This window comes from Stenotrophomonas sp. YJH_SMC_123 (assembly GCF_059368215.1).
This window is the reverse complement of the sequence record NZ_JCAFRM010000001.1, coordinates 517,882-531,842: the sequence shown is the minus strand read 5'-3', so window position 1 is coordinate 531,842 and position 13,961 is coordinate 517,882. Positions and strand designations below refer to the sequence as shown.

Genomic DNA, 13,961 nt, shown 5'->3' with positions numbered 1-13,961 from the left:
AGACCCCCATTGTGCGCCGCTGTCCGTGAGCCGGATGTTGCCGGCGCTGTCGACAGGCCGTGTACTCAGCCGTTGTCCTGCCGCGCCAGCTGCAGGTCGCGCTGGCGCCGCTTCTCGGCGCGGGCGTTGATGTACCAGCCGATCACCGCAGCGATCGACACCGCCGACACCAGCAGCGTGGCCAACGCGTTGATCTTCGGACTGATGCCCATGCGCACCGAAGCGAACACCTTCATCGGCAGCGTGGTCGAGCCCGGCGTGGCCACGAAGCTGGCCACCACCACGTCATCCAGCGACAGGGTGAAGGCCAGCAGCCAACCCGCCACCAGCGCCGGTGCGATGATGGGCAGGGTGATGCGGGTGAACACGGTCAACCGGCTGGCGCCCAGGTCCATCGCCGCTTCTTCCAGCGACAGGTCCATTTCCTGCAGGCGCGAGGACACCACCACGGTGACGAAGCAGAGGGTGAAGGTCACGTGCGCGATCCAGATGGTGGCCAGGCCACGCGCCGGGAAGCCGGGAATCGCGCCCATCGATGCCAGCAGCGCCATCAGCGAGAAGCCCAGGATCACGTCCGGCATCACCAGCGGCGCGGTCACCAGCGCGCCGAACAGTGGCTTGCCACGGAATCGCTTGAAGCGGGTCATCACCATCGCCGCCAGCGTACCCAGCACGGTGGCGGTACAGGCGGTCCAGAACGCCACCACCAGGCTGGTCCACATCGCGTCCATCAGCGCGCGGTCGGCGAACAGGTCGCTGTAGGCGCGGGTGGAGAACCCGGCCCAGACCATCGCCAGCCGCGAGCTGTTGAACGAGTAGAACATCAACAACAGGATCGGCAGGTACAGGAAGGCGAAGCCGAGCAGCAGCACGCCCAGCCCCAGGCCCTTGGCGGTACGCGGGCTCATGCCTGCTTCCCTTCCAGCAGGCGCTGCTGGGAACGGTTGAACAGCAGGATCGGCACCAGCAGCAACAGGATCATCGCCACCGCCATCGCCGAAGCGCCCGGCCAGTTGCGATTGTTGAAGAACTCGTTCCACAACTGGCGGCCGACCATCAGCGTCTCCGAACCACCGAGCATTTCGGGGATCACGAATTCACCCACGGCCGGGATCATCACCAGCATGCAGCCGGCAATGATGCCGGCCTTCGACAGCGGCAACGTGATGCGCAGGAACGCCTGCCACGGCTTGGCGCCGAGGTCGTAGGCCGCTTCCAGCAGGCGGTGGTCATGCTTGACCAGGTTGGCGTACAGCGGCAGCACCATGAACGGCAGGTAGCAGTAGACGATGCCGATATAGGCGGCGGTCGGCGTATCGATCAGCTGCAGTTTCGGCAGCCCCATCGACGTCATCAGCGTCTGCAGGCCGGTGAACTGCAGGAACTGGTCGAGCAGGCCATTGCGGTCCAGGATTGCCTTCCACGCATACACGCGGATCAGGAACGAGGTCCACGACGGCAGCACCACCAGCATCATCGCCACGTTGCGTGCGGCCGGCGACAGGCGCGCGATGGCATAGGCCATCGGATAGCCGATCAGCAGGGTGAAGAAGGTGGAGATCGCCGCGATCTTGATCGAGCTCAGGAACGCCTGCGCATAGATCGAATCGCGGAACAGCGCCAGGTAGTTCTCCAGGTTCAGCTTCAGCGAGAAGCCGCCGTCGGCGTACTGCAGCAGCCAGGTATACGGCGGCGAGCCGACCCGGCTGAGCGAGAAGCTGATCATCAGCACGATCAGGAACGGCACTGCGAAGAACAGCAGCAGCCACAGGTACGGAATGCCGATCACCGTGGCACGCAGCCCCGGCAGCCAGCGCTTCAGGCCGGCGACGCTCATGAGGTCAGCACCACGCCGTCGTTGTCGCGCCAGTGCACCCATACGCTGTCACCCCAGGTCAGGCCGTCGCTGGCCCAGCGCTGCGAGTTGGCGAAGTTGGCCAGCACCTTGGCGCCGCTGGGCAGCCGCACGTGGTAGACCGAATGGCTGCCGAAATAGGCGATGTCCTCGATCACGCCCTGCGCTTTGTTGGTGTGCCCATCCGGCTCGTCCTTGCCGATCATCACCTTCTCCGGGCGCAGCGCGAATGCGACCGGCTGCCCTTCGTAACAGGTGATGCCATGGGCGATGTAGATCGGCGCCGGGAACAGCGGCGAGCGCACGGTCACGTATTCGGGTAGGTCCTCGTCGATCACCCCGTCGAACAGGTTGACCGAGCCGATGAACTCGGCGACGAAGCGGTTGGCCGGCTGCTCGTAGACCTCGTCCGGCTTGCCGACCTGCTGGATCCAGCCGGCATCCATCACCGCGATGCGGGTAGCCATGGTCATCGCTTCTTCCTGGTCGTGGGTGACCATCACGCAGGTCACGCCCGACGACTCGATGATGCTGACCAGTTCCAGCTGCATCTGCGAGCGCAGCTTCTTGTCCAGTGCGCCCATCGGCTCGTCCAGCAGCAGCAGCTTCGGCCCCTTGGCCAGCGACCGCGCCAGCGCCACGCGCTGCTGCTGGCCACCGGACAGCTGGTGCGGCTTGCGCTTGCCCAGGTGGCCCATCTGCACCAGGTCGAGCATCTCGCCGACGCGCTTGCTGATCGCGTCCTTGCCCAGGCCATCCTGCTTCAGGCCGAAGGCAATGTTCTGCTCCACCGTCATGTGCGGGAACAGCGCATAGGACTGGAACATCATGTTGACCGGCCGCTGGTACGGCGGCAGCGCGTCCAGGCGCTGGCCATCGACGGTGATGCTGCCCTTGGTGGGCGTCTCGAAGCCGCCCAGGCAGCGCAGCAGGGTCGATTTGCCGCTGCCGGAGCCTCCGAGCAGGGCAAAGATCTCGCCCTTGCGCACGTCCAGATTGACGTCGTCGACGGCGACGAAACCGTCGAATTCCTTGCGCAGGTCACGAATGGAGAGATAGCCGGGCGCACCGGTCGTGTCGACGACGGCGGCTACCGGCTGGGCTTCAACGGGCATGGGGGCTCCGGGAGCGGGCGGTGGACAGCGGCCGCCATTCTAACGGCCGGGGGCTGCAGGGGATATGACGGCAACGGGTGGCACCCACCGGGCCGGGGGGATCTGCAGATCTGGTGGGGGCCGACCGTTGGTCGGCCCTGCCGGAAAAGCATGCCGACCAACGGTCGGCACCCACCTGCCAGCCAGCCCTTAGCGCCCGGTCTTCACCTCGGTCCACAGCCGGGTGTAGAGCTTGTCGGTCTCCGGCGTGTTGATCGAGTAGGTGAACATCTTCTCGGCCACGTCGGCCGGCGGGTAGATGGTCGGGTCGGTACGGATCGCCTCGTCCACCAGCGGGGTCGCGGTCGGCACCGGGTTGGCGTAGTGGATGAAGTTGGTGTTGGCCGCGGCAACCTTCGGCTGCAGCAGGTAGTTGATGAAGGCGTACGCGGCTTCCGGATGCTTGGCGTCCTTCGGGATCGCCAGCATGTCGAACCACTGCGGTGCGCCTTCCTTCGGGATCGAATAGGCCACGTGCACGCCATTGCTGGCTTCCTCGGCGCGGTCGCGGGCCTGGATGATGTCACCCGACCAGCCGACCACCAGGCAGGTACCGCCGTTGGCCAGCGAACCCACGTACTGCGAGGAGTGGAAGTTCTGCACGTACGGGCGGATCGACTTCAGCAGGTCGGCGGCCTTCTGCAGCTCGGCCGGGTCGCCACTGTGCGGGTCCAGGCCCAGGTAATGCAGTGCGATCGGGATCATGTCCGCTGGCGTGTCCAGGATGGTCACGCCGCAGTCCTTCATCTTGCTGATGTTCTCCGGCTTGAACACCAGGTCCCAGCTGTTGGCGATGTCGGCGCTGCCGCCGAAGCGCTGCTTCAGCATGTCCACGTTGTAGCCGATGCCGGTGGTGCCGATCATGTACGGCACGCCGTACTGGTTGCCCGGGTCCTGGGTGGCGATGCGCTTCATCACCGCCGGATCGAGGTTGGCCAGGTTCGGGATCTTGCTCTTGTCCAGCGGCAGGAACACACCGGCCTGGATCTGGCGACCGAAGAAGTTCAGGGTCGGCACCACCACGTCATAGCCGCTGTTGCCGGCCAGCAGTTTGGTCTCGACCATCTCGTCACTGTCGAACACATCGTAGGTCACCTTGATCCCGCTCTCCTTCTCGAAGGTCGGAATGGTGTCCTCGGCGATGTAATCGCTGTAGTTGTAGACGTTCAGGACCTGGCTGTCCTGCGCGCCGCCATTGCCACCGCCACAGGCGGCGAGCATGGCGGAGGCCAGGCCGAGCGTGAGGATACGCAGCTTCATCGGGTGCTCCAGAATGCGGGAAGGGGGGGCCGGCGGGGCCGGCGACGGGTGCCAGCCTACCCCCCGGCGGCGGATTTTTCTATTCCGGATGCTCAGACGTTCAGCAGCAGGAACTCGCGCTCCCACGAGCTGATGACGCGGAAAAAGGTCTCGTATTCCTTGCGCTTGACCGAGATGTAGGCCCGGCAGAAGCGCTCACCCAGCAGGGCCTGCAGCTCGCTGCACCGCTCCAGCCCGTCCAGCGCCTCGCCCAGCGAGCGCGGCAGGTTGTAGCCCAGTTCCTTGGCGCTGCCGGTCACCGGCGCATCCGGTGCCAGCCGCTCGCGGATGCCCAACAGGCCGCAGGCCAGGGTCGCGGCCATCGCCAGGTAGGGATTGGCATCGGACCCGGCGAAACGGCTTTCCACGCGCATGTTCTCCGGCGTATCCAGCGGCACGCGCAGGCCGCAGGTGCGGTTGTCGAAACCCCAGTGGACGTTGCTCGGCGAGACTTCGCCGAACACCAGCCGGCGGTAGGAGTTTACGTTCGGCGCGAAGAACGCCATCGCCTGCGGTGCGTACTTCTGCAGGCCGCCCAGGTAGTGGCCGAACACCGGGCTGAACTCGCCCTCGGCATCGGTCTCGCCAGCGAACACGTTGCTGCCATCGCTCACCCGCACCAGGCTCTGGTGGATGTGCATGGCACTGCCCGGCTCGTTTTCCATCGGCTTGGCCAGGAACGTGGCATACACCCCGTGGCGCATCGCCGCTTCGCGCATGGTGCGCTTGAACAGGAACACCTGGTCGGCCAGGTCCATCGCATCGGCATGGGTGAAGTTGACCTCCAGCTGCGCCGCGCCGGACTCGTGGATCAGCGTGTCCACGTCCAGCTTCATCGCATCGGCGTAGTCGTACATCAAGTCGAGGATCGGGTCGAACTCGTTGACCGCATCGATCGAGTACGACTGCCGCGCGGTCTCCGGGCGCCCGGAGCGGCCGGCCGGTGGCAGCAGCGGGAAGTCCGGGTCGGTGTTCTTCTGCACCAGGAAGAACTCCAGTTCCGGCGCCACCACCGGGCGCAGGCCCAGCTCGGCGTAGGCTGCCAGCACGCGGCGCAGCACGTTGCGCGGCGCCAGTTCGTGCGGCTCACCGCTCTTGGTGTAGCAATCGTGGATGACCTGCGCGGTGGCGTCGGCCGCCCACGGCACCATGCGCACCGTGTCCGGATCGGGGCGCAGCATCATGTCCGAGTCCGACGGCGAGGTCAGCTCGTAATAATCGTCAGGGAACTCGCCGGTGACGGTGGTGGCGAAGATGCCCTCAGGCAGGCGCGTGCCGTAGTCGTGCGAGAACTTGTCGGCGGGAATGATCTTGCCGCGCGCGTTGCCGGTGATGTCCGGCACCAGGCATTCCACCTCGGTGATGCGCCGCTCCTTCAGCCAGCGCAGCAGCGTGCTTTCCTGCGGTGCGGGGGGCGTGGCCGTCTTGCGCGGGCGCGTTCGGGAACTCATCGGGAATCCAGTCGGTTCTGTTGGTGCTGCCGGCAAGCCTGGCCGAACGCACGGAAAATAGCGTGATAGAACGGCGCCTGCATGACACGCCACTCCGGGTGCCACTGTACGCCGAGCACGAAACGATGGTGCAGGCTGCGTGCCGCTTCGACCAGCCCATCGTCGGCCACGGCCTCGACCTGCAGCCCCTGCGCCAGGCGGGCGACACCCTGCCCGTGTACCGAATTGACCTGCGCGCGGCCACTGCCGTGCCACTGCGCCAGCCAGCCATCGGCGGCCAGCGTGACCGCGTGCGCCGGCCCATACTGCACCTCCACCGGCGCCTGCGGTTCTTCGCGATGGTCGGCCAGGCCAGGCACCGCGTGCACCTGCGGATGCAGGCTGCCGCCCAGCGCGACGTTCAACTCCTGGAAGCCGCGGCAGATCGCCAGCACCGGCAGGTCCAGCGCCAGTGCCTCGTGCAGCAACGCGAAGGCATTGGCATCGCGGGCCGGGTCATGTGGATTGCCTGGCCAGCTGCGGCCACCTTCGTAGTGCTGCGGTTCGATATTGCTGACCGCGCCGGTCAGCAGCAGGCCATCCAGCCCCTGCAGCCAGTTACCGGCCGGCAGCGGTGGCTGCAGGCTGGGCAACACCACCGGGGTCACCTCGGCCGCCTCGGCCAGCGCGCGAACGTACTTCTCGCCGGCCATCGCGAAACGGTGATGGCCGAGCACGGTGCTGTCGGTGGGCAGGCCCACCCAGGGCAGGCGGCGCATGGGAAAACTCCTTGGCGTGCCAACACGTTACCCGTCGCCCGGCGAAGCCGGCAAGTCGGTGCCGTCACACCACAGCCGTCACGCATCGGCGAAACTACCGGGGTGAACGCCGATCGACCTGCCCCGCTCCGCCCTCCCGCCCTGCACCCGCGAGGCCTGCAGTGAGCGCCGCGTTCCCGCCCAGCTGGTACGCCGCCAGCCTGCCCGAACCGCCCGCACTGCCCCCGCTGCAGGGTAATGTGCAGGCCGACGTTGCGGTGCTGGGCGCCGGCTATACCGGCCTGACCGCAGCCCTGGAACTGGCCGCGCGTGGCCGGCGCGTGGTAGTGCTGGAAGCGCAGCGGATCGGCTGGGGCGCGTCCGGCCGCAATGGTGGCCAGGCGCTGGTCGGCTACGGCTGCGAGGTGGATGAGCTGGAGCGTCAGCTCGGTCGTGATGATGCGCGCCACCTGTTCGACTGGTCGCGCGACGCGGTGCAGGCGATGCGCGCCCGCATCAATCGCCACGGCATTGACTGCCATTGGGTGGAAGGCCACGCCAGCGTCGCCATCCGCGAACGCCATGAGCGCGAGCTGCGGGCCAACTGCGAGCACCTGCAACGCCATTACGACTACCCCATGCAGTGGTGGGACCGTGACGCCCTGCGCGCGCAGCTGGACAGCCCGCGCTATCGTGCCGCGATGTTCGATCCGCTCAGCGCGCACCTGCACCCGCTGGCCTATGCGCGCGGTCTGGCCGATGCGGCGCGCGCGGCCGGCGTGGTGATCCACGAGGATTCGGCGGTAACCCGCGTGCAGCGCGGACCGCAGCCCACCCTGCACACCGCGCAGGGCAGCGTACGCGCCGCGCATCTGGTGGTGGCCGGAAATGCCTGGCTGCAGGGCCTGCTGCCCGAGCTGGAACGGCGGATCATGCCGGTCGGCACCTATATCGGCGCCAGCGCGCCGCTGGGGGCCGAGCGCGCCCGCGCCCTGATCGGCAACGACATGGCCGTGGCCGACACCGCCTGGGCATTGGACTATTTCCGCCTCAGCCATGACCATCGGCTGCTGTTTGGCGGGCGCGCCAGCTACTCGGCGCTGCCCCCACCCGGCCTGCGCGGGGTGATGCAGCGGCGCATGCACCAGGTGTTCCCACAGCTGGCCGACGTGGCGCTGGACCAGGTCTGGGGCGGCTATGTGGACATCACCCGCAACCGCGCCCCGCATTGGGGCCGGCTGGACGGCGACCTGTACTTCGCGCAGGGCTTCTCCGGCCATGGGGTGGCCGCCGCCGGGCTGGCCGGCGAGGTCATCGCGGCCGCCATTGCCGGCCAGAGCGAGCGCCTGGACGTGTTCCAGCGCCTTCGGCATGCGCCCTTCCCCGGCGGCCGGCTGCTGCGCACGCCGCTGCTGGTGGCGGCGATGTCCTGGTACAAGCTGCGGGATGCGTTGTGGTGAAGATTCTGCATCTCCACCTGCATTGAACGTTCTGACAAACGTACCGCAGCGCTGATCGTGCTGCACACGTCACAGATTTTCACGCGACATCTGTGATGGATGGCTGGACAATTTCCTAAATGCGCAGCTATGCAATTGCATAATCGTTCGCAGACCGATACCGTCCTGGGAAACCGGGCCCCGCGGCGAATGGATGCTGACAGGGGACACGTAGGAGAGGGGGACGTGCGATTGGACTGGTGGAAAGAAGGATTGTTGCTGAAGGTGCGCATTCGTCCGGCTGGCCTGATGATTGCCTTGCTTTATGCAATTGCCTATTGGGCAACCCGACAGCTGTCGCTGGATCAGTTCTATTTGCCAGCCGGCATCCGGGTGGCAGCCGTGCTGTTGTGCCCGCCGCGCCTGTGGCCCTACCTGCTGCTGGGCGAATATGCGTACTTTGCACAGTCCCGCGTGCCGATGATCGAGAAGTACGGCCTGACATGGGTCATTGTTGCCTCCGCATTCCTCATGCCAGCGGTGATGCTGATTGTGAAGCTGCAACGGCGACTGATGGCGGAGTCGCAGACGATCGGCCTCTTGTTGATTGCCGCCGCTTCCAGCGTCGTTATTACTCTGCTCAACCTCAGCTTTTCCCATCTGCTCTGGCCAACACCTCCTTCCACACCCTTCCTGACCAATGCCGCGCGCTTCAGCGTGGGTGATTTCATCGGCATTCTGACGGTGGCCCCCATCGCCATGCTGTGGGCGCGGCAGGACGTGGGGCAGGAGTGGAACGCTCGACGAAAGACCCCGATGCTGGCAGCACTTTCATCGATGCTGCTGATCGGGATAGCAGCGACTCAACTGCCCGCAGACTGGATTGCATTGAAGGCAACGTTCCTGCTGCTGTTGGCACTCCCCGCGGCCGCGCTTACCTGCCTGTATGGCTGGAAGGGGGCTGCCCTTGCAGTGCCGGTGCTCAACATGGTCATCGGCCTGACCACGCCCAACACCCATCCCACCGCATTCGATCCAGCGGCCTTCATCACCCAGCAGATCATGGCGATCAGCGGCATCGTATTGCTGCTGCTCGGATCACGCATCACCCACTTCTACCACCGTTACAGGCTGCGCGAGATGGGGGAAAGGGACGCCATCCATCTGGCGAGGAGCTCGCAATTGGCCAGCGAGATGGAGCTGCGTGAACGTGCCCTGCACCTTCGCAAGCTCGGCGACGGCATTGATACGTCGCTGGTTGAGCTGGCCGAATGGCTCAAGGCCCAGGGACATCACGCAGTGGCCAACAGCCTTCTGCATACCTCGAATGTACATTCGCGGCTCTTTCGCGAACAGACAAGCATGGTCTATCCCTCGGGCCTGGAGCATCTTGGGCTTTACGTGGCCCTGCAGGCGGGTGGCATCCGTGAGTCGTGGAAGCTGACGGAGCGCGTTCTCCGCCCGGATCTGAAAGGCGACCCCTGCAACCTGAGCGTGGAACTGCAATTGGCCGCTTACCGGACACTGATTGATGCGGTCTCCATTCTTCTCAAGCATGAAGGTGGTCAGATTCGCATTCGTGCAAGGTGCGGCGGAATGGGCTCCAGGCGCGGAATCCTCATGGTCGTGTCACTGCTGGAACAGCGCAGACGCCTTTCCAAGCAGACAACGATGGCAGCGTTCGAGCGACTGACCGGGCGAACCCTCCCCTATGACGGGACCGTTGACTGCTATCGCAACCGGGTCAGGATTCTGTTCCTCGACCGCGAAACCAGACTGGAGGCAGTAGCCAGTACTCCATCGCGGTACGGCTGCCCCGCACCCTCTGCGCTGCAGTAGTGCATTTCACAGTCAAGCGACCGGATCGAACCAACACAGCAGAATCGCATAACGTCCCGCTCGTCCCCCTGGCCCAGGGCGTCATGGGCACCCGGCGAACACCGGGTGCCCATGCAGTCTGATACTGAAGCTTGCCGATATCCCGGCAACTGTCAGTATCAGGGTGCCTCTACTGCCCACAACACATCAGCTCCGCTTGCATATCTGACCAGCGTGAATGCGGGGGCCCGATAGACAACCGTTCTGGTGGCCTTGGCGGGAACAGGCAGGCGCTGCTCCGGCAACGATACCTTCGCAGACGGGTCACCTGCCGGCAGCACCCAGAACGTGCCGGCAGCATTGCCGATCACGATGTGCACGTGCCCTGCGAGATCGTTTACCTGGAAATAATCCATGCCATCGCGCTCGAACCCATAGACCAACCAGCCGGGATCCACGCTGAGGTCTTGTGCCTGCGGAATCGACTGGCCGAGTCCTTGGCCGGCCAACTTGATTCCATGGTCGTCACTCGGGGCAAAAGCAAAAACGGATACCGGCACCAACATCAATGCACCAGCAAATGCATGAATTCGGAAACTTCTCACACTGACCTCCAGGTTGGATGCAATACGGATCAAGAAGGATGCTACCGCCAATCGCATCAGCATATACCGGGCGGACTCCGCAGTGCCTGTCGGAGATAATCCACTGGATCGATGCAAACCCATGCCACGCCGAATCTGCCTCCGAAATCGCCAATACCCGCGGCGAAACCCGCGCACGGTGCGGGTCAGCGGCATCTGCGACAAGGACCTGGACAGGCGCGTGCAACAGCAGGATGTCGTCGATTGTGTGACGGCGAACACAGCGGACAGCATCAACCGCCGAATGTGGCGGGTGCAACGGCTAAAACGCGATCGACACATGGGCGCACTGATTGTGGATGATTCACCGTCCTCTGGTGGCTATGCCGCCGCACTGCCGGGCATGTAGGGCCTCGAAGCATGGGAAGCCGCCGATTGCAGCGCAAAGGGAGGCCAGACACCTCGATTGCACCCATCTCCAACTGTCGATAGTGTCTGCGGAAGTGGTCAGTCATCATTGGCCGGGAGACGAGAGGCGCGGGCTTGGACCGATTCAAAGAAGCAATTGAACTGAGCTTCCGGATCCGACCCGTCGGAATCGCACTCGCGGCCGTCTACGCCCTGGGCTGCCTTGCCTCGCGTCAGTTCTCGCTGGATCAGTTCTTCCTGCCCGCGGGCATCCGGGCAGCGGCACTACTGATCGTCCCGACCCGCCTGTGGCCCTACCTGCTGCTTGGCGAGTACGCGTACTTCGCAACCTTGCGCATTCCCATGATCGACACCTACGGCCTGGCCTGGGTCATCCTGGCCTCGACGCTGCTGATGCCGGTAGCGATGCTGGTGGTCTACCTGCATCGCATGAGAATGCCATCGGAGTCCGCCACCGGCCTCTGGTTGCTGTCGTTGACCTTCTGCACGGCGTTGTTCGTCCCGGCTCTCAATATGGGCATTTCATTTGCTCTGTGGTCGAACCCACCGCCGAGCAACCTGCTTAGCGCAGTTGATCGCACGATCTTTGGCCACTTCGCCGCCATCATCACCCTCGTGCCGTTGGCATTCCTCTGGTCGCGACGACACGCGGCCCCCAATTGGACGCGCCGCTTTGCGGCGCCTACGGTCACGGCCATCCTGGTGATGCTGGTCCTGGGCCTGTGCATGCAGCTTACGGCCATCAGCGCCCACACCACACGCACCCACCTGGTACTGCTGTCCTCCCTCCCAGCGATCGCCCTGACCTTCATGCATGGGTGGCGTGGCGCTGCCATCGCGATTCCGCTGTTGAACCTTCCACTCCATTTCGCCACACCCAGCACCGGCCTACCGTCCTCGTTCGACCTGGGCACCTTCGCCACCCAGCAGAACATGGCCGTGATGAGTGTCGCACTGCTCGCCCTGGGGTCCAGCATCAGCTATCACCATGAGCGTGCACGGTGCCGTGGACTGGCAGAGGAAACCACGTTGCGCCTGGCACGTAGTTCGCACCAGACCCGTGAGCGTGAGCTTCGCGAGCGCGCCTCCCATCTCAAGCAACTCGGCGAAGGCATGGACAGCTCGCTCGGCGAGATGGTCAGCTGGCTGAAGGCGCAGGGGCATCATGCGGTGGCCAACAGCCTGCAGCACGCCTCATCCGTGCACTCGCGGCTGTTCCGTGAACAGGCCAGTCTGGTCTACCCCACGGGGCTGGAGCAGGTTGGGCTGTATATCGCGCTGCGGGTTGGCGGCGCATGCGAAAGCTGGGACAACTCCCATCGCGTGATTCCGCCCCGGCTGGAGGGCAACCCCTGCCTGCTGACTGTCGACCTGCAGCTCGCCATCTATCGCTCGCTGATCGAGGCGGTGTCGCTGCTGCTGGAACTGGAGTCGGGACAGGTCAGCGTGCGCGCCCGGAGCGGCCAGGCGGGCGACCGGCGCGGCATCGTGGTGGTCGTTGGCCTGCTTGACCGCGGTCGCACGCTGTCGAACCGGACCGTTCAGCAGGCCATCGAGCGTCTGGCCGGCCGGATAATGGCCTACGGCGGCACGGTGCATTGCCGTGGCAACCGGCTCCGGCTCGTCCTGCACGAATCGCTTGCGGGTACAGCGGCGGCATTCGCATCGCCTGCCTGATCGGTGAACGACGCGCAGGGCACGCTGCTCCGGCTAAAGTTGCACCCGAAACCGCCGCTATCCGTGCCGAGTCCTTCCCTCGTGAGCCACCGCATCATGCCCGTCCTGCCGCAGGCCGCCGTCGATGGCGACCTGGCCGATCCGCTGCCGCAGCGGATCCTGCTGGTCGAAAACTCCCGTGCGTTCACCGGCATGCTGCGCGAGGCCATCGAGCAGCGCCTGGAACTGCCGGTGGTGATCGCTTCCACCCTGGCCGAGGCCGATCGCCTGCTGAGCGAGGATGGGGGCTGGTTCCTGGTACTGACCGGGCTGGTGCTAGCCGACGGCGACCGCGACGCGGTGGTCGAGTTCTTCCTCAGGCGCGGCCTGCCCACCGTGGTGGTCAGCAGCGTCTACGACGAGGATCTGCGCAAGCGCGTACTGCAGCAGCAGATCATCGACTACGTGCTGAAGAACACGCCGGGCAGCATCGACTACCTGGTGTGGCTGGTGCAGCGCCTGGAGCGCAACCGGCGCATTGCGGCACTGGTGGTGGACGACTCGCCGTCCGCGCGCGGCTATGCCGCCGCCCTGCTGCGCATGTATGGCCACGAGGTGCACGAGGCCGCTGACGGCAACGAGGGCCTGGCCGCGATCGACGCGCATCCTGCGATCCGCCTTGCCGTGGTCGACCAGGAAATGCCGGGCATGCAGGGCGTGGAGTTCACCCGCCGCCTGCGCACCCTGCGCTCGCGCGACAAGGTGGCGGTGATCGGCATTTCCGGCAATGCCGATGCCTCGCTGATCCCGCGCTTCCTGAAGAACGGCGCCAACGACTTCCTGCGCAAGCCGTTCTCGCGCGAGGAGTTCTTCTGCCGGGTCTCGCAGAACGTGGATCAGCTGGAGCTGATCGGCACGCTGCAGGACCTGGCCACCCGCGACTTCCTCACCGGCCTGCCCAACCGTCGCTGCTTCCTGGAACAGAGCCAGCGCCAGCTGCCGCAACTGCAGCTGCATGGCCAGTGCGTGGCGGTGGCAATGATCGACATCGACCACTTCAAGCACATCAACGACACCTACGGTCACGAAGCCGGCGATGACGCGCTGCGCGCGGTGGCCGGTGCGGTGGCCGCGCATGCCCGCAGCCACGACCTGACCGCCCGCTTCGGCGGCGAGGAGTTCTGCCTGCTGGTGCCGGACATGGAGCAGGACGAGGCCCTGCTGTACTTCGAGGAACTGCGCCAGCGCATCGCCGCGCTGGAAGTGGACATCGGCACCGCCAGCCTGCGCATGACGGTGAGCATCGGCCTGTGCTGCCTGCGCCCGCAGCGCGATGCACTGCATCGGCTGATCTCCGAAGCCGACCGCCAGCTGTACCTGGCCAAGGCCGGCGGCCGCAACCGGGTCAGCTGCACCACGGTGGCCAGCCCGCTGCGCCCGCGCGAGCCCGCGCTGACCTGACCGGGCAGCCTTGATCCAGATCAACGCCGCGCCAGCGCGGCAGCTCTACAGTCAGCCCCGACATACGCATGAAGGGGA

Annotated in this window: 11 protein-coding genes; 4 read left to right on the top strand and 7 right to left on the bottom strand. The window is 65.5% G+C overall.

What is annotated here, in order from left to right:
* Positions 1–65: 65 nt before the first annotated feature.
* From AC5P5W_RS02415 to AC5P5W_RS02390, 6 genes are all read right to left on the bottom strand, one after another.
* On the bottom strand, positions 66–908 hold the full coding sequence (locus AC5P5W_RS02415; RefSeq protein WP_005415928.1) for an ABC transporter permease subunit: 843 nt from the start codon (positions 906–908) through the stop codon (positions 66–68).
* Positions 905–1,837, bottom strand: a complete 933-nt coding sequence (locus AC5P5W_RS02410; RefSeq protein WP_014646567.1) for an ABC transporter permease subunit — start codon at positions 1,835–1,837, stop codon at positions 905–907. The genes AC5P5W_RS02415 and AC5P5W_RS02410 overlap by 4 nt, the downstream gene beginning before the upstream one ends.
* Entirely contained in the window at positions 1,834–2,970 is a 1,137-nt protein-coding gene (locus AC5P5W_RS02405) for an ABC transporter ATP-binding protein (protein ID WP_032960935.1), read from the bottom strand. Before AC5P5W_RS02405 ends, AC5P5W_RS02410 begins: the two co-directional genes overlap by 4 nt.
* Positions 2,971–3,159: 189 nt before the next feature.
* Positions 3,160–4,269 carry a polyamine ABC transporter substrate-binding protein gene (locus AC5P5W_RS02400; protein ID WP_014646565.1) on the bottom strand — a complete coding sequence of 370 codons (1,110 nt, stop codon included), beginning with the start codon at positions 4,267–4,269 and terminating at the stop codon, positions 3,160–3,162.
* Between the two features lie 92 nt (positions 4,270–4,361).
* Positions 4,362–5,759: a glutamine synthetase family protein gene (locus tag AC5P5W_RS02395; RefSeq protein WP_032960938.1), complete on the bottom strand. Its 1,398-nt coding sequence runs from the start codon at positions 5,757–5,759 to the stop codon at positions 4,362–4,364.
* Positions 5,756–6,517 carry a gamma-glutamyl-gamma-aminobutyrate hydrolase family protein gene (locus tag AC5P5W_RS02390; RefSeq protein WP_197574670.1) on the bottom strand — a complete coding sequence of 254 codons (762 nt, stop codon included), beginning with the start codon at positions 6,515–6,517 and terminating at the stop codon, positions 5,756–5,758. Before AC5P5W_RS02390 ends, AC5P5W_RS02395 begins: the two co-directional genes overlap by 4 nt.
* Before the next feature lie 161 nt (positions 6,518–6,678).
* Here AC5P5W_RS02390 and AC5P5W_RS02385 point away from each other — a divergent pair, with 161 nt between their 5' ends.
* Positions 6,679–7,956: an NAD(P)/FAD-dependent oxidoreductase gene (locus tag AC5P5W_RS02385; protein WP_164232471.1), complete on the top strand. Its 1,278-nt coding sequence runs from the start codon at positions 6,679–6,681 to the stop codon at positions 7,954–7,956.
* A gap of 225 nt (positions 7,957–8,181) precedes the next feature.
* Positions 8,182–9,774: an MASE1 domain-containing protein gene (locus AC5P5W_RS02380; RefSeq protein WP_197574669.1), complete on the top strand. Its 1,593-nt coding sequence runs from the start codon at positions 8,182–8,184 to the stop codon at positions 9,772–9,774.
* A 158-nt stretch (positions 9,775–9,932) separates the two neighbouring features.
* Here AC5P5W_RS02380 and AC5P5W_RS02375 read toward each other — a convergent pair whose 3' ends face one another.
* Entirely contained in the window at positions 9,933–10,421 is a 489-nt protein-coding gene (locus AC5P5W_RS02375; RefSeq protein ID WP_049405537.1) for a hypothetical protein, read from the bottom strand.
* Between the two features lie 459 nt (positions 10,422–10,880).
* On the opposite strand from AC5P5W_RS02375, the gene AC5P5W_RS02370 reads away from it, so the two are divergent.
* Together AC5P5W_RS02370 and AC5P5W_RS02365 are read left to right on the top strand one after the other, a co-directional pair.
* Positions 10,881–12,443 carry an MASE1 domain-containing protein gene (locus tag AC5P5W_RS02370; RefSeq protein ID WP_197574668.1) on the top strand — a complete coding sequence of 521 codons (1,563 nt, stop codon included), beginning with the start codon at positions 10,881–10,883 and terminating at the stop codon, positions 12,441–12,443.
* 96 nt (positions 12,444–12,539) lie between these two features.
* Positions 12,540–13,883, top strand: coding sequence for a diguanylate cyclase (locus AC5P5W_RS02365; RefSeq protein ID WP_069117316.1), 1,344 nt, complete (start codon positions 12,540–12,542; stop codon positions 13,881–13,883).
* The last annotated feature ends 78 nt before the right edge of the window (positions 13,884–13,961 follow it).